This is a genomic window from Pantoea sp. 18069, assembly GCF_902706035.1.
In the GTDB taxonomy this organism is placed as follows: Bacteria; Pseudomonadota; Gammaproteobacteria; order Burkholderiales; family Burkholderiaceae_C; genus Comamonas.
Genome location: NZ_CACSJA010000021.1, coordinates 25158 through 43176 on the forward strand (window position 1 = coordinate 25158; position 18019 = coordinate 43176).

General features: G+C 61.9%; 13 protein-coding genes. 6 read left to right on the forward strand and 7 right to left on the reverse strand.

Annotation, left to right across the window (positions count from 1 at the left end; genetic code table 11):
- The first annotated feature begins 26 nt into the window (after positions 1-26).
- Positions 27-1214: an acetyl-CoA C-acyltransferase family protein gene (locus GVL12_RS16525; protein WP_159915976.1), complete on the forward strand. Its 1188-nt coding sequence runs from the start codon at positions 27-29 to the stop codon at positions 1212-1214.
- A 562-nt stretch (positions 1215-1776) separates the two neighbouring features.
- Here GVL12_RS16525 and GVL12_RS16530 read toward each other — a convergent pair.
- Both GVL12_RS16530 and GVL12_RS16535 read right to left on the reverse strand, forming a co-directional pair.
- Positions 1777-2817, reverse strand: coding sequence for a recombination-associated protein RdgC (locus GVL12_RS16530; protein ID WP_159915978.1), 1041 nt, complete (start codon positions 2815-2817; stop codon positions 1777-1779).
- 3 nt (positions 2818-2820) lie between these two features.
- Complete coding sequence (locus GVL12_RS16535) at positions 2821-2985, reverse strand: hypothetical protein (protein WP_159915980.1); 165 nt, start codon at positions 2983-2985, stop codon at positions 2821-2823.
- A 136-nt stretch (positions 2986-3121) separates the two neighbouring features.
- On the opposite strand from GVL12_RS16535, the gene GVL12_RS16540 reads away from it, so the two are divergent.
- A complete protein-coding gene (locus GVL12_RS16540) occupies positions 3122-3667 on the forward strand; it encodes a Spy/CpxP family protein refolding chaperone (RefSeq protein ID WP_159915982.1) in 546 nt (181 codons plus the stop codon).
- A gap of 244 nt (positions 3668-3911) precedes the next feature.
- Complete coding sequence (locus GVL12_RS16545; protein WP_159915984.1) at positions 3912-4490, forward strand: acyloxyacyl hydrolase; 579 nt, start codon at positions 3912-3914, stop codon at positions 4488-4490.
- Positions 4491-5960: 1470 nt separating this feature from the next.
- Here GVL12_RS16545 and GVL12_RS16550 read toward each other — a convergent pair.
- Positions 5961-6317, reverse strand: coding sequence for a zinc ribbon domain-containing protein YjdM (locus tag GVL12_RS16550; RefSeq protein WP_159915986.1), 357 nt, complete (start codon positions 6315-6317; stop codon positions 5961-5963).
- 76 nt (positions 6318-6393) lie between these two features.
- Positions 6394-8556, reverse strand: a complete 2163-nt coding sequence (dinG, locus tag GVL12_RS16555) for an ATP-dependent DNA helicase DinG (protein WP_159915988.1) — start codon at positions 8554-8556, stop codon at positions 6394-6396.
- 1018 nt (positions 8557-9574) lie between these two features.
- On the opposite strand from dinG, the gene GVL12_RS16560 reads away from it, so the two are divergent.
- Positions 9575-10798 carry a diguanylate cyclase gene (locus GVL12_RS16560; RefSeq protein ID WP_159915999.1) on the forward strand — a complete coding sequence of 408 codons (1224 nt, stop codon included), beginning with the start codon at positions 9575-9577 and terminating at the stop codon, positions 10796-10798.
- Between the two features lie 42 nt (positions 10799-10840).
- On the opposite strand, the gene GVL12_RS16565 is transcribed toward GVL12_RS16560, so the two are convergent.
- Together GVL12_RS16565 and GVL12_RS16570 are read right to left on the reverse strand one after the other, a co-directional pair.
- The gene (locus GVL12_RS16565; protein ID WP_159916001.1) at positions 10841-11821 is read right to left on the reverse strand and encodes an XdhC family protein; all 981 of its coding nucleotides are present in this window, start codon (positions 11819-11821) and stop codon (positions 10841-10843) included.
- A 234-nt stretch (positions 11822-12055) separates the two neighbouring features.
- Complete coding sequence (locus GVL12_RS16570) at positions 12056-12352, reverse strand: transposase (RefSeq protein WP_200843823.1); 297 nt, start codon at positions 12350-12352, stop codon at positions 12056-12058.
- 98 nt (positions 12353-12450) lie between these two features.
- On the opposite strand from GVL12_RS16570, the gene GVL12_RS16575 reads away from it, so the two are divergent.
- Together GVL12_RS16575 and GVL12_RS16580 are read left to right on the forward strand one after the other, a co-directional pair.
- Positions 12451-13890, forward strand: coding sequence for an RNA-guided endonuclease TnpB family protein (locus GVL12_RS16575; RefSeq protein ID WP_159916003.1), 1440 nt, complete (start codon positions 12451-12453; stop codon positions 13888-13890).
- Positions 13891-14049: 159 nt separating this feature from the next.
- Positions 14050-16110 (forward strand): carboxypeptidase-like regulatory domain-containing protein, encoded by a 2061-nt coding sequence (locus tag GVL12_RS16580; protein ID WP_159916005.1) that lies wholly within the window; start codon positions 14050-14052, stop codon positions 16108-16110.
- A 107-nt stretch (positions 16111-16217) separates the two neighbouring features.
- Here GVL12_RS16580 and GVL12_RS16585 read toward each other — a convergent pair whose 3' ends face one another.
- The gene (locus GVL12_RS16585; protein ID WP_235033890.1) at positions 16218-17954 is read right to left on the reverse strand and encodes an alpha/beta fold hydrolase; all 1737 of its coding nucleotides are present in this window, start codon (positions 17952-17954) and stop codon (positions 16218-16220) included.
- Between the last annotated feature and the right edge of the window lie 65 nt (positions 17955-18019).

Consider the following 18019-nt stretch of genomic DNA (forward strand, 5'->3'; position numbering starts at 1 on the left):
TGCAAAGTTATCCACAGGATCAGGCAATGACTACTCGCGAGATTTTCGTCGTCAGCAGCGCACGCACCGCCATAGGCACCTTTGGCGGCAGCTTGAAGGACGTCCCCAACACGCAGCTCGCCACCACGGCCGTCAAGGCCGCGATCGCGCGCTCTGGCCTCGATCCGCAGGCCATAGGCCATGTGGTCATGGGCAATGTGATTCCCACCGATACCAAGGACGCCTATCTCAGCCGCGTCGCGGCCGTCGACGCCGGCTGCCCGATTGAAACGCCGGCGTTCAACGTCAACCGCCTGTGCGGCTCGGGCCTGCAGGCCATTGTCTCGGCCGCCCAGGCAATCGCGCTTGGAGACTGCGACGTGGCCGTCGGCGGCGGCTCGGAATCGATGAGCCGCGGCCCGTACTTCGACACCGCGGCGCGCTGGGGCGCGCGCATGGGCGACGCCAGGAGCATCGACTACATGCTGGGCATCCTGCATGACCCCTGGCAGAAAATGCACATGGGCATCACCGCCGAGAACGTCGCCGCGCGCTACAAGATCAGCCGCGAGCAGCAGGACCAGCTCGCGCTGCTGAGCCAGCAGCGCGCGGCTGCGGCCATCGCCGCGGGCTATTTCAAGGAACAGATCGTCCCCGTCGAAATCGCGACCCGCAAAGGCACGGTGCTGTTCGACACCGACGAGCATGTGCGCGCCGCGACCACGCTCGAAACCCTGGCCGGCATGAAGCCCGCCTTCCAGAAGGACGGCGGCAGCGTCACGGCCGGCAATGCCTCGGGCCTCAACGACGGCGCCGCTGCCGTGGTGCTGGTCGCGGGCGATCGCCTGGCCGGCCTGAACGCCAAGCCGCTGGCACGCCTCGTGGGCTATGCGCACGCGGGCGTGGAGCCGGCCTACATGGGCATAGGCCCCGTGCCCGCGACGCAGAAGGTACTGGCGCGCACCGGCCTGAAAATCGCCGACATGGACGTGATCGAAGCCAACGAAGCTTTCGCCGCCCAGGCCTGCGCCGTGATCCAGGAACTCGGCCTGGACCCGGCCAAGGTCAACCCCAACGGTTCGGGCATCTCGCTGGGCCACCCCGTGGGCGCGACCGGCGCCATCATCACCACCAAGGCCATCGCCGAGCTGCACCGCACGGGCGGGCGCTATGCGCTGGTGACGATGTGCATTGGCGGGGGTCAGGGGATTGCGGCGATTTTTGAGCGGGTGTAATTAACGCCCCCACGCTTGCTCGCTTCGCGTAGCTGCGCGCTGGGGGGCGCAGCCCCCCACAGCGTTTGCCGCCCGGCGGCGGCTCGCGTCGCCCCCCAGAGTTCGCGCCCAACCGTTCGCCCTGAGCGAGGTAAGCAAGCCGAGGCCTCGCAAGGCGTTAAAAAGAAACAGCGGGCTTCAAAATCCCCGTTCGCCCTGAGCCTGTCGAAGGGTGAACGGCCTGCGCTCAAATCATGAGGACGGGCCGTTCATGGTTCGACAAGCTCACCACGAACGGTTCAAAGTTTTGTCGCTGTTTGCCCAAATCGGTCACTTTCTAAGTCATTGATTTATTTGGGGAAAAAAGCTGTTTCTTGAGAGCCTGTCGAAGAGTGAACCGCCTGCGCTCAGGGCATGAGGACAGGCCGTTCATGGTCCCACAGGGGCGCCGAGTCAAGCTCACCGCGAGCGGTTTTTCCTTTCGTACTGAGCCTGCCTGGCCGACCGTGTCCAAAGGTGAACAACCTGTCCACCAAATAAAAAAGAGCCGCATAAAGCGGCTCTTTTGCATGGCGCGGACCGATCAGAACGGCGCGGATTCAGGATCCGAATCCTCAGGTGCCTCCTTGGGCCCCGTCACGGCCATTGCCTTGCCCTTGCCAGCCGCCACGCGCACACCCAGCACTTCGGCTGGCGCAGGCTGCTGCAGCGCCGCCGGCAGGCCTTCGCCCAGTGCCGTGCGCCCTTCACCGCCCAGCGCCTCGATCAGGTCGGGCAGCAGCCGGCTCAGTTCGCCCGTGGCAATCGCCACGTCGGCGTCAAAACCGCCGTCGTCCTTGGACTGGCCGTCGAACACGGTTTCCAGGAAGGTGATTTTCTTGACCTGCAGGCCTTCGGTCAGCAGCAGCGAAACCCGGTCGTCCCAGGTCAGCGCGAGCTTGGTCGGCAGCTTGCCGGCTTCGATATGCGCCTTGACTTCATCGATGTCCAGCGGATGGCGCGCATAGCGCACCACCGACTTGGCTTCGTCGGCGCTCTTGAGTTCGCACTCCTGGTCGATGGTGAAGCCCACGGGTGGCTCCTGGCTGGACAGCCAGTGCGCCATCGCGGCCTGGGCCGAAGTCTGCGTGTCGAGCAATGCCACGGCAAAGCCCGGCAGTCCGTCGACCAGCAGCGTCACGACTTCGTCCGCGCGCGTCTGGCTGCCCGTGTCGAGCACCAGAAAGCGCGCCGCGGAGTCGATCCAGATCCACATGCCGCCCTGCTTGGTGAAGGCCATGGGCAGCAGATCGAGCTTGGCCTCGTCCTTGAGCTCCTGCTTTTCCTTCTTGCCCGGCTTGCGGCCCGAAGTGCGCTCGATGGCGTCGGCCTTTTCCTGCACCTTGCGGTTGAGCACGCTGGCCGGCAGCATCTTGCTTTCACTCATGAAGCGCAGGATCCACTGCCCCCCTACCGACTCGGCAAACAGGCCTTCGCCCTCGCCACGCGGCTGCACCCAGCCCGCGGAACGCTCCTGCGTGGCCCCGCACTCGGTGAAAGGCGTGCGCGCCAGCGCCTCCTCCACCTGCTCCAAAGTGCCCTGCCATTGCTCTGCAATGCGGTACACGATCATGTTCTTGAACATCCACTACCTTTGTTCATTCGGCTGCGGGGGCTTGCCGCCGGCCTGCGCCTGCAACCCCCTGCGCCCGGTGATGGCCAGCATCACCCTGGTTGATTTGAAATCGGCATCTCGGCGCAAACCATACAAGGCTTCAACGCCGTTGAGCCTGTAAAAAAGCGTTTCACGCATATGCCGCAAGTTGGCACTACTTTACACAGCATCACGCAGCCCACACGCGAGCATTACATGCGCGTCGCAAACTGACATCCAGCGCTGCAGTTTCCCTGCCACAGCGTGTTCATCCATCCAAGAAAGGACTAGCTCCATGGCTATTTTCCAACGCACCCTGACTGCCACCGCCGCTGCTGCCACCGTCTTCGCCGCGCTGGCCATGCCGGTATGGGCCCAGACGCCGGCCGCGCCCACTGCAGCCACCACCACAGCCGTCGAACCCGCAGCCCGCGCTCCAGGCCACCAGCCGCGTGACCATGCGGCCCATGGAAAGCGCATGGCCGAAAAGGCGCAGAAATTCCAGGCGGCGCTGCAATTGACCGAAGCCCAGCAGGCCGGCTGGAACAGCTACCGCGAAGCCATCAAGCCCGCGCCCCATGCCAAGCGCATGGACCGTGAAAGCTTTGCCAAACTGACCACACCACAGCGCATCGACCATATGCAGCAGCAGCGTACCGAGCGCAACGCCCAGGCAGACCGCCGTGCGCAAGCGACCAAGGCCTTCTATGCGACGCTCACGCCCACGCAGCAGAAAACCTTTGACGAGCAGACATTGCGCCATGGCAAGCACCACGCAAAGCGCCATGGCCCCCATGGCGAACACGGCAAGGCACCAGCGGCGGCCACACCCGCCAGGTAAGACGCCCGGCGAGCGCCTCGGGACTCTCAAGCAGACGCAAAGCAGGCCTTGGTGCCTGCTTTTTTGTCGCCGGGCCGCCCCAAGACAAAACGATGGGGGGCTTTGCCTCCCAGGCCCCCACACGCAGTGAGGCAAGCGTGGGAGCTTTTTTTATAGCCGGTTGGCATCCACCGTGCGGCACCAGGACAACTTATCTACACTTGTTTAAAAGCGTAAATGATTCTGTCCACAGGAGTTGTCAACAATGCACTTGAAAATATCCCGGCGGCTTGCATACTCATGGGCGAGCGGCGCGGCATTGTGTCTTGCCAGCTGGGGCGCGCAGTCCCAGGTCGTTTTCAACGACCACTCTCCCACCTGGTATATCCAGGCGGCGGTCGCGTCAAATGATGCCCATGCAGCGAACCTTGGCGTGACCTTGCCCTGGCAGCAATGGACCTACGCCCTGGGCTCGGGCCAGATCACAGGCCACTGGGACCTGTTTGCAAGCCATTGGTCCAGCCGCATGACCAACGACGAACGCCAGCGCTCCTATGTCTTCGGCGTGGTGCCCACGCTGCGCTGGCGCGGCGCACAAGGCCAGTCCGCGTGGTTCGCCCAGGCCGGCACCGGCCCCACATGGTCCACTGCGTACTACCAATCCAGCAACAAACGCTTCAGCACGCGATACAACTTCGCCACCCACCTGGCCGTCGGCACCAACTTCGGGGCGCGGCGTGAGCATGAAGTCATGCTGCGCATTGAACATTTTTCGAATGCCGGCATCAAGCGCCCCAATCCCGGCGAGAACTTCCTGCAACTGCGCTACGCCCACCGGTTCTGAACCGTAGCAGTTATCCACAGAGTCGGCCGCAAAAGCTGAAAACTCTGCCCTCCAACCGCCCGCCAGGGCGGTTTTTTTACGCCTGAAAGGCCTGTGGATAAGCCTGGGGGAAATTTTCGCATATCTTCATTGTTATCCACAAGCATACTGATCAATGAGAAGTTATACCCAATCCAGATGCAGCAGCACCTGCCCTCTGGACACATGCTTTGATTGAATGCAAGCTGTTGATTTTCATAGAAAATATGCAGTTATCCACAAAAACAAGAGTGCTCTACTACTACGACTATCTATAAATAGAAATATTAGGAACAACAACAGCGCACAAAATTTGAGCAGTTTTTCAGAAGTCCACAAACGACCGCAGCCATGGATTTCAGTACCAACGCCCATCAAAAAATAAACACAGCGATAAAACAACGATGGAAATCCATCGCAAAAAAAGTTATCCACTCATAAATTAATAGCAAACTATTGTTTATATGCATGGGAAACATGCCTAAATATGTGAGAAAAACAACGGCACAATAGTCTGTGGATATCTAAATATCAACCTGCTACTTATCAACAGGAAGTTCATATTTCTTGAAGTTATCCACTTTTGCTGTACATCCGGAGCAGGGCTTCACGCACAGCGTTTCGAAAAACAGAAGTCATTGATTTGTATAAGAAAAATAGAGTTATCCACAGAAACGGGCCGCATCTACTACTACGACTAATTTCTTATAGTGAAATAAATGAACAACCAGGAGAGTTCCTGGGACAAGCCTCGGAAACACCGCATCCAGACAAATCCGTCTTGCATCTCCAGCGGAAAAAGCGCAAAGTTCAAACCTCTCGGAGCCATCCAGCGTGAAAAGCACCTGATTTCCGGAAAAAACGAACGGAATGGGGAAAACTTCGTGTCGCAGCACTGAAAACGAATGGTTATCCACAGCTTGTTATCAACACCTGTGGAAAATGCGCGCTGCCGCAAGGCTGGGCGGCTAAGTCGTTGTTTTTATTGGATGTTCAAATAATTTCAACGCAATGCCCGGTGAAACATTGCGGCCGTAACCGGGTTACATCGTGTTTTTGTGCGGATTCATGCCCGGAGCAACTGGTACTGTGCAGCGGTACGGGCATTTGCGGTCTGTGACGCGGGCAGGGCGCATCGCAAGGCCCGGGGCATGCCCGGATGCCCGGCATGCCCTGCATCGGCGCCTGGATGGCCTCAGGGGGCCTTTGGCGCCAGTCGTTGGGGGAGGTTGTGTGGATGGCCGGCGGTCGGGAGCCGCATGCAGCGTCCGACCCACGATGTAGCTGGCCAGGGAGAGGTACCCGTGCCGGACGGCACAAAGGGGGCCATGCCGCCATCGTGGCGAAGGCGGCCGAGGGGATCAGCAAACCGCAGCGATGGCGGTTTGCGCGCGCCTGGAGCAGGCGCAATGCGATGTACCGGGGGCTGTGGCCCGGCCGGCACCAGGACGCTCAGGCCTTTTTCAGAAACACCGACTTGAGAATGAAGTTGCCTTGCTCGGTCTTGCAGTCCACGTCGTGGTCGCCATTGCCGTGCACCAGGCGAATGCTTTTGACCTTCGTACCTTTCTTGATCACGGTCGACGAGCCCTTGACCTTGAGATCCTTGATCAGCAGCACGGCGTCGCCATCGGCCAGCAGCGTGCCATGGGCATCCCGGATGCTGCCGTCACTGGTTTCGCCGTCCTCGGCGGCCTGTAGGCCGCTTTGCGGCCATTCGAACGCGCAGTCGGGGCACAGGTAGCTCGTGCCATCGGGGTAGGTGTTTTCAAGGCCGCACTGGGGGCAGGCAGGGACATGTTCTGGCATGGGGAGACTTTCTCTTTCTGTGGAAACAAGGCGAGGGCACGATGGGCCCCGCTCCTTTTAGAACGTGTTCACGTTCTTATCGCGGCGCGCGCTTTTCAAGCGCAAACGGCGGCAGACCGTTGAGCAGCCGCTGGCCGTAGCTGGTGCGCACCAGGCGCTTGTCGTAGCAATATACAAAAGCCCTGTCCTCTTCGGTGCGGATCGCGCGTCCTACCCATTGCGCCAGGCGGATGGCCGTGGCCGGTACCACCAGCTCGCTGAACGGGTCCCTGCCGGCACTGCGCAGCCACTCGGCGCGGGCTTCTCCCACGGGGTCGTCGGGCGGCGCGAACGGCAGCTTGGTGATGAACAGCGACTCGCACAGCGCGCCCGGCAGATCCAGCCCCTCGCCGAACGACTGCATGCCGAAGATGATCGACGCCTGGCCGTCCGCGACGCGCTCGCGGTGCAGGGCGAGCAGCTGGGCACGGGGCATGGCGGTCTGCACCAGTACGTTCGAGCGCATGGCGGTCGAGAGGGCGTCTACGGCCTGGCGCATCTGCTCGCGCGACGTGAACAGCACCAGGGCGCCGGATTCGACGCGTGCCAGGTCATGCAGCAGCGCATCCACCATCTCGCTGGTGAAGGCGCTGGCCAGGCGTGGATCGGCATGGGTTTCGGCGGCCACGAAAATGCCTTGCGAGGCGTAGTCGAAGGGACTGGGGACTTCAAGCGTCGTCACCGCCGCATCGCCGTGCAGGCCCGACTCGTGCAGGAAGAAGTCGAATTGCCCACAGCTTGTCAGTGTGGCCGAAGTCAGCACGGCACCCCGTACCTGGGACCACAGATGCCGGCGCAAAGTCGCTCCGGGCAGCAGCGGACTGGCATGGGCCTTGACCACGATGAATTCGCCATCTGTCTCCAACGTGAACCATTTCGCGTTGGGAACATACTGACTGCTGTCATTTTCCGCGGGCTGCTGCAGCAGAAGCTGAGCGGTGTCATAGACCGATTCGAGCCGGGGAGCGAGCGCGCCGACCTGTGCATACATTGTGGACAACCTGCGGGCTTCTTCGGGTTTGTCGCGAATTTCCACACGCAGGGCCTTGGAGATCGCGCGCAGCGCATCGAGAAAGCCGTTGGCATGGTGCGAGGCCTGGGCGAGCGGCTCCAGCAGTGCCTCGGGAAGAATTCCGCGCGTCGCGCGCACCCGCGCCGGGCCCCAGCTGTCCTTCTTCGACTTGAGTTCGTCGCCATAGAAATCCATGACCAGCCGGGCCAGGTCCTGCAGTGTCTGGCGCAGCTGGCTCGAGTGGGTCGGCACGTCGGCCACTTCCTCGACTTCGAGCAGCGTGCCCACGCGCAGCGCGCGGCTGGCGAGCTTGTCGATCCAGCCCAGCCGGCTCAAATCCAGCGCACAGGCGAACTGGGACAGTGCGGTGGCCGGCAGGTGGTGGGCTTCGTCGAGCACCAGCAGGCAGTTGTCCAGGTCGGGCAGCAGCCGTGCGCCCAGCGAGGACAGCAGCAGGTCGTGGTTGGCGACGATCACCTGGGCCGCGACCATCGACTTGCGGCGCTCGTAATAGGTGCAGCCGTCAAAAGCCGGGCAATGTTTGCCGGTGCAGGAACTCGATTCGGCCGCCACCGGACTCCAGGCCTCGGGCTCGGGAGGCGTGGCCAGGGAGTCGCGGTCCCCATCCCAGACACCGGTGGCCATGGCGTCGGCCATGCTGGCATAGAACTGCATGCGTGCCTCGAGCTCCTGCGCGGGGCGGGGGCGGGTGGCGGCTTCCTCCTCGGCGAACAGATCGTCGGCCTCGTCGTGCGATTCGCCCGTGCCCGCGAGGCGCTCGAGCTTGAGCTTGCAGACAAAGCGTCCTCGCCCCTTGGCGAGAGCGAACTTGAAAGGCTGATCGAGCTGCGCGGCGAGCGCGGGCAAATCCTTGTTGACCAGCTGCTCCTGGAGCGCGACGGTCGCCGTCGAGATCAGCACCCGCGTGCCGCGGGCCAGCGCGAGCGTGATCGCGGGAATGCTGTAGGCCAGCGATTTGCCGACCCCCGTGCCGGCCTGCACGACCGCAATGGACCGTTCCGGCGCAGGGGCGTCGTCATCGACTTTTCCGAGCTGGGCGGTGCTGAACGTGGTGGCGACCTGGGCCGCCATGCGCCGCTGCCCATCGCGGCTGCGGAACCCGGGGATGGACGCGACGACGTCATCGAACGATTCAAGGCCCAACTGGGCCCACTTTTGCTGGGACATTGAGAGCGAAATGGACTGGCCCATCGAGCGCCAGTCGTAATAAATAAGAAATAAAACACGGATATGTAGCGAATAAGATGTTAAATCTTATGTTTTTTACGCTACATCGCATGTTTTTGAACGCCTGCAGCATGCGTTGCACCTGCATTTGGCACACCCTTGGGGCAGACACCTGTCTATTTTCGCAGGACTGGGGATTCTGTGGATAAGCGCGGATAAGTTTTTGACGGCTTCGCAAGGTCTCAACTTATCCACAGCGTTTCCAGCCGAAATCCGTCTGCATGCATTGTGCATATACCTGGGGGCATGCATGTGGATAGTTTTGTGAACAAGGAAAAAAGACGTTTTATTTCAGTGAGATAGAACAACTGTGCACAGCTTGTTCGGAATGTTTTCCGGCAGCCGATTTTGTCGATGTTTGCGGCGTTGCGGATTTATCCACAGGGCTGAATGCCGGACCGCCGCGCGCGCTGTGCATAGCGGTCCGGCGACATGCGCATTTCCGGGTGTTTTTGTCTGCCGGGCGTCTGCTGACAGTCTGGCTGGAGCGCGTGTGAAATGCCTGCTTAAAAAACAGGCAAAAGAACCATGATTTCAGCAAGAACTGCGCAGAAAACCTGAGTTTCCCTGAAAAAACTTCATCTTGTTGCTATATAAATAATAGCAACATACCTATGGATTCAAAGGAAATTCAAGAAAACAATGGGGGGAATTCTGGCTTTTCCATGGGATGCCGGTTCGAACTGAAAAACCCGTATTTGTAATTTTTCATATCTTCAGGCCATGATGATCCAGGCTGCTGTATGGTCTGGACAGATAGCTGGCTGCCCGGCGCGCTGAAACGCTGGGGTGTCGGCAGATTGCAACAGTGCGTTAACAAAAGCTATTTCTATGACAAATTAGAAACAATTGGATTTCTTGTTTCTCCTTGCCAAAGGCCACCCCGTCGCTGCCGATTCGAAAAGCGTGAACAGGCTCTAGCTTTCATATGCTTTCCTCGCCTATCACCCCGTCTGCGATGGATAACGCTTCATACCTTTATCGGCATGAACTGCAAAGTCGTTATCGCTGGCTGCGCTTCGCGCCCGATGTCGAGCGCGAGTTCATGCGTTTCCTGCGCGAAACGCAGTCATTCAATTTCGTGGCTTGCGTCTGGATCGGGCTGGCGCTGTGGCTGGGCGTGGTGGGCTGGGATGTGCTGCGCTACGTGCAACATATCGAGGGCACGGCGATCGAGGCGCGCTATCTGCAAACCGTCATTCCCGCGCGTCTGGTGAATCTGCTGGCGCTCGGTGGACTGCTGGCGGCTCTGCCGCGTCTGCGCAACAGCGATTGGCTGGGTGCCGCGGGCCTGGCGACCATCGCGGTGTATTGCATCTGCACCTTTGCGAGCGCCTACTTTTACAAGCTCCTGGGGGTCGGCGATGGCATGGCGGCCTCTATCCTGATACTGATGACGGTGCTCTTTCCCTGCGGCATGACGCTTCGCCAGGCGCTGCCGACGGGCTTGATGCTGCTTGCCGCCTACTGGTTCACTGCGTGGAAGATCCTGCCGCCCCTGCACTGGATGGCATTTCGTGAAACCGCCAGCTTGCTGACGGTGTGCATGTGCATGATGGCGTTCGGCAGCTATCTGCGCGAGCGTGGAGCGCGTGAACAGTTTCTGCTGCGCCGCCTGCTCGACTGGGAGGCGGCACACGATCCGCTGACGGGCCTGGCCAATCGGCGCAGCTTTCAGCGCCATTTCGAGGTCTGCCTGGCGCAGGCGCGGCGCGATGGCAAGACATTGATGCTGGCGATCCTGGACCTCGACCATTTCAAGCTCTACAACGACCATTACGGCCACAAGGCGGGCGACCGGGCCCTGCAGCAGGTGGCGCTGCTCCTCGGGCACTATGCGGCGCGCCCCATGGATCTGGCGATCCGCCTCGGAGGCGAGGAGTTCGGTCTGCTGAGCTATGCCGATGAAGTCCCGGCGCTGACACGGCGCATGCAGCACCTGCTGGCGCAGTTGCAGGCCCTGCAGATCATCCATGAATACTCGCCCACGGCGCCCTGTCTCACGGCGAGCATCGGCATTGCGCAGGCCGAGCCGTCGGCAACGACCGACAGCCTGTTCCTGCAGGCCGACGCCCAGCTCTACCGCGCCAAGAATACGGGCCGCAACCGGGTCTGCGGGCCGGAGGACACCGAGGCACAAAGCAGGAATCCGGCCGAAAGAACGGCCGTTGCTGCGGCATGAGAGGGCGCACCGGGGAGACTCGCGCAGGGCGTGAGGCGCGGTTCAGGCGCTCGCGTTCGGGTTGCCGTTCTTTTGCGCGATGACCTGGGCCATGATGCTCACGGCGATTTCGGCCGGGGTCTTGCTGCCGATCGACAGGCCCGCGGGCGAGTGCAGGCGCGCGAGCGTGTCGTCGGTGACGTCGAAGTGCTGCTGCATGCGCTCGCGCCGGCCCTGGGCGTTGCGGCGCGAGCCTATGGCGCCGACATAGAACGCCGGGCTCTGCATGGCTTCGAGCAGCGCCATGTCGTCGAGCTTGGGGTCGTGGCTCAGCGCGATGACGCAGCTGCGCAGGTCGGGCCGGAAGGCCGTGACGGCGTCATCGGGCATCAGCGAGGTGCGCTGCACGCCCTGGATCTGCAGCGAGGCCATGTACTCCTGGCGCGGGTCACAGATGGTGACGACGAAACCGTTGAAGATGGCCATGGTCGCCAGGTATTCGCTCAGCGTGCCGGCACCGATGAGCAGCATGCGGTAACCGGGGCCCAGAACGTTGTGCAGGGCCTGGGCGTCGATCTGCAGTGCCTGGGGCGCATCGGCCTGGGCCAGCGTGGCTTCGCCGGTGGTGAGATCCAGGCTGCGGCGCACGAGCGTGCCCGACAGCAGGAGTTCGGTCAGCTGCCGCAGTGCGTGCGCGTCGGGATCGAACTCGAGCACCAGTTCCAGCGTGCCGCCGCAGGGCAGGCCAAAGCGGTGGGCCTCATCTGCGGTGACGCCGTAGGTCACATGCCGGGGCGGCTGGCCCCAGCCGCGTGCATGGTCCATCTGCTCGCCCAGCCGGGTGTAGCGCTGCAGCAGGTCGTCCTCGATGCAGCCACCGGACACCGAGCCCACGGTCTGGCCGTTTTCGCACAGGGCCATCATGGCCCCGACGGGCCGGGGCGACGAGCCCCAGGTGCGCACGACCGTGGCCAGCACGGCATGCAGGCCCTGGGCGCGCCAGTGGTGCAGTTGTTGCAGGACGGTGATATCGATGTGGTTCATGCGGAATGCGCTTGGCACGGCCGGGTCGGCATGCAGACAGTGTGCCAGCGGGCAAGGTTCAGAAAAAGAGCCGCCCGCAGGCGGCGCCCGTGCGCACAGGCAAAGGCGCACCCGGGATATTGTGATCCAGGCCGGCGCGGCTGAAGCCTTGAACACCAAATCCGCGCATTCCCCCTGCCAGGCGAGGTGGCCGCGAAGCGGCATCAAGGCAAAGCAGAATCGTCAGGAGGGGGTCTAGCGCAGACTGTCGGTTCTTGTAAAAGCCCCGGCCTTTGCCGCAGACTTGCGGGCATGTTCTCCTGTCCCCTGCGCGTCCACATAGGCCCGTAGCGCCTCCAGCGTAGCGCCGCCCACGCTCCCCACAGAGTAAGCCCGGTGCCAAAACAAGGGCTTGCTATGGAAATGCGCCAAATGCGCGGCAAAGCGATTTCTGATGCGCCGGGCACTGGCTGTCTTGAGGTTGTTGATCAGCACCGAAATATCCAGCTCAAGCACTTGGGGCGAGAGCGTCTTGCGCCGGTATTTCGTCACAAAAGCGATGTGTAGCTCGATGTTAAAAACAGCGGGAGAGCTAAGGATTGTTACTTTTCATGCTGGCGCCTTACTGATTTCTCCACGAGCATGGCGACATGCAGATCGGCCATCGTTTTCGCTGCTATCCCACGCCTGCCCAGGCACAGACCCTGCTGCAATGGATAGGCTGCCAGCGTTTCATCTACAACGCCAAGGTGGGCGAAGACCGGTATTTCAGGCGTTTTGCACGCAAGTCCCTGGCACACACGGGTCAGTTCGCGCCCGTCGATCAGCAGTACAGCCATTTCAAGACCGAGCTCACACCTTGGCTGTCCGAAGTGCCCAGCCAGATTCTGCGCAATGGCGCGGTGCTGTGGAAGCAGGCCTACAGCCGTTATTTCCGAAAACTCGGCGGCCGGCCCACGATTCACAAAAAACACGGCAGACAGGCTGTCTGGCTGACGTCCGAGTTGTTCGCGTTCAAGCCTGTCGTGGACAGGGCTACGGGAGAAATCACCGGCCACCAGCTGTGCATCGGCACCAGAAAACATCCCGTGGGCGTGCTGGCATTCAAGGCGCACCGGGCCTGCCAGCCTCCCGCTTCATTGCACATCAGCATCCATGCCGGCCAATGGCATGTCTCGTTCAATGGCGACGATGGCCTGATGGAGCCCAGCGACAAGGAAACCACGGCCTGGCTCAGGCAGTTCGATGCGCCAGAGCTGCTCGCCATGACCCTGGGGCTCGATCGTGGCGTGACCCTGCCACTGGCGGGCAGTGACGGGCAGCAATTCGTTTTTTTGCCGATTCAGGTCAAGCGCCTGGCAGCGCAGGAAAAACACAGAAAGCGCTGGCAAAAGCGCCAGGCCCGCAGAACCCAGGGCTCCAGCAACTGGGTCAAGGCCAGGCGCAAGGTGGCACGCTACCAGCGCTATGGCGCTGATGTGCGCCGGGAGTTGGCGCACCAGACCAGCCATGTCCTGGCGACAGACACGCGCTACAAGCTGTTTGTCTTTGAGGCGCTGAAGATCAAGAACATGACCCAAAAGGCCAAGCCCCAACAAGACGCGCAAGGCCGTTGGCTGCGCAATGGGGCTGCGGCCAAGTCCGGGCTCAACAAAACGATTCTGGCCTCTGCCTGGGGCCAGACAAAAGTGTTTTTGCAGTACAAGGCGCGTCGCCAAGGCAAGCTGGTGATAGAAGTGCCGGCGTTTTATTCTTCGCAGGAATGCGGCGCTTGCGGCCACATTCACCAGGGCAACCGGGTTTCCCAATCCGTGTTTGTCTGTCAAGGCTGTGGACACACTGCACATGCCGACCACAACGCGGCAACAGTCATTGCCGGGCGCGGGGTCAGGCAATTGCTGGCGGGCAAGAGTGCCGAAAAGGAGAGGAAGACCTGCCGGATCGCAAGACAGAAGGTAGGGGCGGAAGGCTCCGAACCGGGTGTAGAAATGCGCCCTACGCTTGGTGAGACTGGGGTAAGTCGCTGGGGTGGCAACACGCCGGCGCACTGGTCTTGGACCCAAGAAACCCCCGCTATAACGCCGGTTTAGCGGTGGGAGTCTTCATATCACGGCAAAACCCTCTGCGGTTCAAGCTTGCATTCTGCAAGTGAAAGATTAAATTGATGGCAATCGGCTCCTGGCGAACGGGAGCGTTTGGCGGCGCCGGCCATGCGCTGGACCTGCCGCCGTTGGCGCGGGGAGAATCCAATGAAATCGCACGCTCTCAAGTGGTGGTCGCTGTGCGCGGCACTGGCCCTGGTCGCAAGTTTTGCGGCATGCGATGCGGGGCTCGATTTCACGGCGCCACCAGGTGTGGCTGCTCAAGCGGCGGGGCCCGATCCGCATGAACGGGAAGCACCCTTGTCCGCCATGTTCCTGTCGCTGGTACGCAGCAGCGATGGGCTGCAGGCGCGCGGCGCACCGCTGAAGTTCAAGGCGATGCCGGCTGCCTTGTCCCGCGACCCGAGCGCGTACACGGTCTACTTGAACGGGAGCCTGCTCGACGAATCTGCGCTGACGGTCGCGGCAGACGCGCTCCTCATCCACTCACCCCTCGAAGACGGCAGGAATGCAATCCAGGTCTTTGCCCCGGACGGCGCGGGAGCGCCGGTGGAAGCCGAAGCGGTCGTCTGGGCGGGCTCCGCAGTTGTGCAGGGAAAAGTGGTGGATGAAAGCGCAAACCCGGTCAACGGTGCGAGGGTCGTCGCCGCACTCGGTGACGACCCCACCGTCACGGCGACCACGGTGACCGACAGCGCGGGGCAGTACGTCTTGAAGAACTTTCCCGCACGCACGGTGCTCGTGACGGCGACCGGCCCTGCGGGATTGATCGGACTTTCCGGTGCAACGGCGGGCGTGGCCGGAGGCGCCTTCCCCGATATCGTGCTCCTGGGTTTTGGCGCTCCGGCTACTTCAACCAACAAGCGCTTTCTCGCAAGCACGGCGGGATGGATCAACCGCAATGGTGCGCGCCTGTCCCTGGTGGAGCATGTGCAAAGCCCGGGACCGGGACCGGAAGCGGCGCGGGCCGGCGCCCTGTCGGCAGATCCACAGCCCGACCTTCGCATAGGCGCGAGCGGCCCGGGGCCCCGGACCGCCACCTACACTTTCATGCCGCCCGCAGATACCAGGACGGTACGCATGCGATACCGTTTGCAGACTGCTGCGTTGGCGCAATTCTTTGGATCTGCGTACAGCGACGCGTTCCATGTCGTGCTGCGAACCAAGGGCGCAGAGAGCGCCGCAGTCGGCGCTTCCATGAATGCGCTCGGAAGGGATGCTTTTGATGACAACGGGTCCACGGCCTGGAAGGAACTGAGCGTGGAGCTGGCCACTGTGGGGGAGCCCGTGCAGGTGGAGGTGATGGTGGCCAACATGGCCCATGCGGGTGATGCCGGCGTGGAGTCCGCCGTGATCGTGGACTTCGTTGCCGCCAGTCCATTGGCGATTACGCAGGCCCGCCTTTTCGACATCGACAATTCCGCGCTCAATTATCTGAGCGCCGCCCACCATACGTACTTCAACGCCACCACGCGCGTTCATGCCACGTTCAAGGTGACTGGCCCCGTGGCCGCCCAGCTGTCTTCCCTGGAGCTCCAGGTGCTGCAAGCGGGCGTGCTCAAGGCCAGGGGCGTGCTCGCCGCGTCGTTATCGCCGTCGCTTTACAAGGCCTTCGGAGCATCCGGCGTCGAGCTCGGCAGCGCGCAGCTTGCGTTCGAGATTCCCGCGAGCGAGCTTGCCACGGTGAACGCCGCAAGGGACGGCCCGCTGAATCTGAAACTGGTGGCAAAGGCAGGCGATGGAAGCATTGCGCAGAAGGATATGGGCAATGTGCAATTGCTGGACCACTGGAAAGGCCCGAACCGGTATGGCGGCCGGGACGAGAGCCGGGGCGGAGACGATTGGCTCACCCCGACGGCACGCGACGCCTGCAGTCCAGTGGGCGTCACCTGGGGCGACTTCAGCAACATGAACGCAGGCTCGTTTGCTCCCGACCATGCTTCCCATGCAACGGGCAGGGACGCGGATGGCTGGTATGCAGGCTACAACGCCAGGGATGCGGCTGCAGCGAAAAAGATGATCGCGTTGCTGAACACGCCGGGTGTTGGCAGCAAGGTGAAGATTGTGTACGTCACCCACACCCCGAGCAGCGGGAATGCCTTCCATGACGCCTACAAGGACGTGACGCTGGCGGACGGACGCAAAGCCAGGTCGGTCATCCGCAATTACGCCGGCCACAGGACGCATTTCCACTGGCATATGGGTTGAGCAGGCAGGGCGTGCTGACGCCCTGAGCGCCCGGCACCGGCTGGGACGGCGCCGGGCGCATGCCGGTGCGCGGCGTATGCGCGCATACGCCGCTGCGCGATGCCGGCTCATGCATCTTCATCATCTTCTTCCTCACCCAGTGGCTTGCCAGCGCAGATGCCGGCGCTGGCGCGTGCCGGCACCTGGCCATGCAGGAAATAATTGGCGACCTGCTTGTCCACGCAAGCCGTGCCGTAAGGAAATACCATGTGCTGATACTCATTTCTGACCATGATCATGCGCGTGTTCGGCAATTCATCCAACGTATTCATCGCGCTTTCAACGGGGGTCGCCGCATCGTAGCGACTGTGCAGCATCAGCAACTCTCCAGCCTTGCGGATTTCAGCAATCGGCGGCAGTTTCTTGTCCGCGCCACTCCAGTAAAGGCAGGGGTTGTAGGCGTAGCGCTCCTGAGCGAACGGATTGCGGTCCGCAAAATCCCCGGCCAAAGCACTCCAGTACTGATCGGAGCCATGCGAGCCCATCGTGCCGGTATCGTTGCAGCGTACGCTCCAGTGCACGAAATCTTGCTTGCCCAATTGGTTTGCTTCCTTGGGGGTAAAAAGCATATCGGACAAGATATCGGCTTGCTCAGCCACTTGCGCAATGTCGAAGGCGGACGATGCGGCCATCGCGACCTGCAGGTCTTGCAAGCTGGCCTGCGGGTTGTGCGACAGCAGGTCTTGCAGACCGAGGGCCGCGGCAACCGCGAAAGTATTGCGATTGAGGTCGTCGGACTCGGTGTGATCCCAGAATTGGATCAATGCCTGCTTCATCCGCGCGGAAACCGCGAGCAGACGATTGCGCAGCGCAGTGGCATCGGTGCCCAGACCGAACCGGTCGGGGTTGCTTGCGGCATGCGGCAGCAGCACTTCATCGATGACGCGCTGTTCGGCCTGGGCTTGTGCCAGGTATGCGTCCTCCAAGGTGGCGGTGATGTCCATGCTGCTGTCGAGCAGCATGCGCCCGACACGCTCGGGAAACAGCCCCGCATACCAGCTGCCCAGCCAGGTACCGTAGGAATAGCCGATGTAGTTGAGCTTCTCTTCCCCCAGCAAGCCGCGCAGCAGGTCCATGTCGCGCGCAGTGGCCTCGGTGTGGATATGCTTGCTCATTGGCGTGGCGGCGCAGGCCTGAGCCAGCACACGCGCGTTGTGCTGAATCTTCCGTACATTTTCCGGGCTCGGATCGACGATCAAGTCATCATCGGGCACCAGCGCTTCGTTCAGCTGACAGTTCAACGGGCTATGGCGCCCCGTGCCCCGCGGTGAGAAAGCGACCAGATCGTAGCGGCGGGACATCTCCTGAAGCAGCTCACCTCCCTCCTGCGGGTCCCCTTGCGCCAACCTCGAACTGAGTGACGGCGCCACGGACAGGCCATCCATGCCAGGGCCGCCCGGATTGAGCACAATCGCCCCGAGCTTTCGCGGCGTTTGTTCGGCAGCCACCTTCAAAACCTCTATTTGCAGTTCGGCCGACGACGGATTGGCGTAGTCGAGCGGCACGCGCATCAACGCGCATCGGGCGCGTTCGCCCAATTGCGCAAGTTCGTCTTCGTCCTGCGTGGCCGAAGGATCGCAGGCTTGCCAGTTCAGCGTTTGCTGCTTGAAAGAGGCCAGCAGATCCACCGGGGGCTCCACGCCACCGCCTGCGTTGCCGCCGCCGCCAGCACTACCGCCATCGCCGCCGCCGCATGCCACGAGAATCACTGCAAACAGCGCGGCGCCGGCCAGCCGGCTGGAACGTTGCAGCGATGGCCAGCGGTATGTCGCTGGGGCCAAGAAACCTGGGGCAGACTCAAGCATAAAAGCATCCTTGCGAGGCGAAGTGGATCAGTGCGACCACCACCCTCCGGGAAAGCCGCCAGATT

Excerpts from the sequence above, each read along its gene's own strand:
- GVL12_RS16525 (WP_159915976.1), top strand. The coding sequence starts at position 27 with ATGACTACTCGCGAGATTTTCGTCGTCAGCAGCGCACGCACCGCCATA.
- GVL12_RS16530 (WP_159915978.1), bottom strand. The coding sequence starts at position 2,817 with ATGTTCAAGAACATGATCGTGTACCGCATTGCAGAGCAATGGCAGGGC.
- GVL12_RS16535 (WP_159915980.1), bottom strand. The coding sequence starts at position 2,985 with ATGCGTGAAACGCTTTTTTACAGGCTCAACGGCGTTGAAGCCTTGTAT.
- GVL12_RS16540 (WP_159915982.1), top strand. The coding sequence starts at position 3,122 with ATGGCTATTTTCCAACGCACCCTGACTGCCACCGCCGCTGCTGCCACC.
- GVL12_RS16545 (WP_159915984.1), top strand. The coding sequence starts at position 3,912 with ATGCACTTGAAAATATCCCGGCGGCTTGCATACTCATGGGCGAGCGGC.
- GVL12_RS16550 (WP_159915986.1), bottom strand. The coding sequence starts at position 6,317 with ATGCCAGAACATGTCCCTGCCTGCCCCCAGTGCGGCCTTGAAAACACC.
- dinG (WP_159915988.1), bottom strand. The coding sequence starts at position 8,556 with ATGTCCCAGCAAAAGTGGGCCCAGTTGGGCCTTGAATCGTTCGATGAC.
- GVL12_RS16560 (WP_159915999.1), top strand. The coding sequence starts at position 9,575 with ATGGATAACGCTTCATACCTTTATCGGCATGAACTGCAAAGTCGTTAT.
- GVL12_RS16565 (WP_159916001.1), bottom strand. The coding sequence starts at position 11,821 with ATGAACCACATCGATATCACCGTCCTGCAACAACTGCACCACTGGCGC.
- GVL12_RS16575 (WP_159916003.1), top strand. The coding sequence starts at position 12,451 with ATGCAGATCGGCCATCGTTTTCGCTGCTATCCCACGCCTGCCCAGGCA.
- GVL12_RS16580 (WP_159916005.1), top strand. The coding sequence starts at position 14,050 with ATGAAATCGCACGCTCTCAAGTGGTGGTCGCTGTGCGCGGCACTGGCC.
- GVL12_RS16585 (WP_235033890.1), bottom strand. The coding sequence starts at position 17,954 with ATGCTTGAGTCTGCCCCAGGTTTCTTGGCCCCAGCGACATACCGCTGG.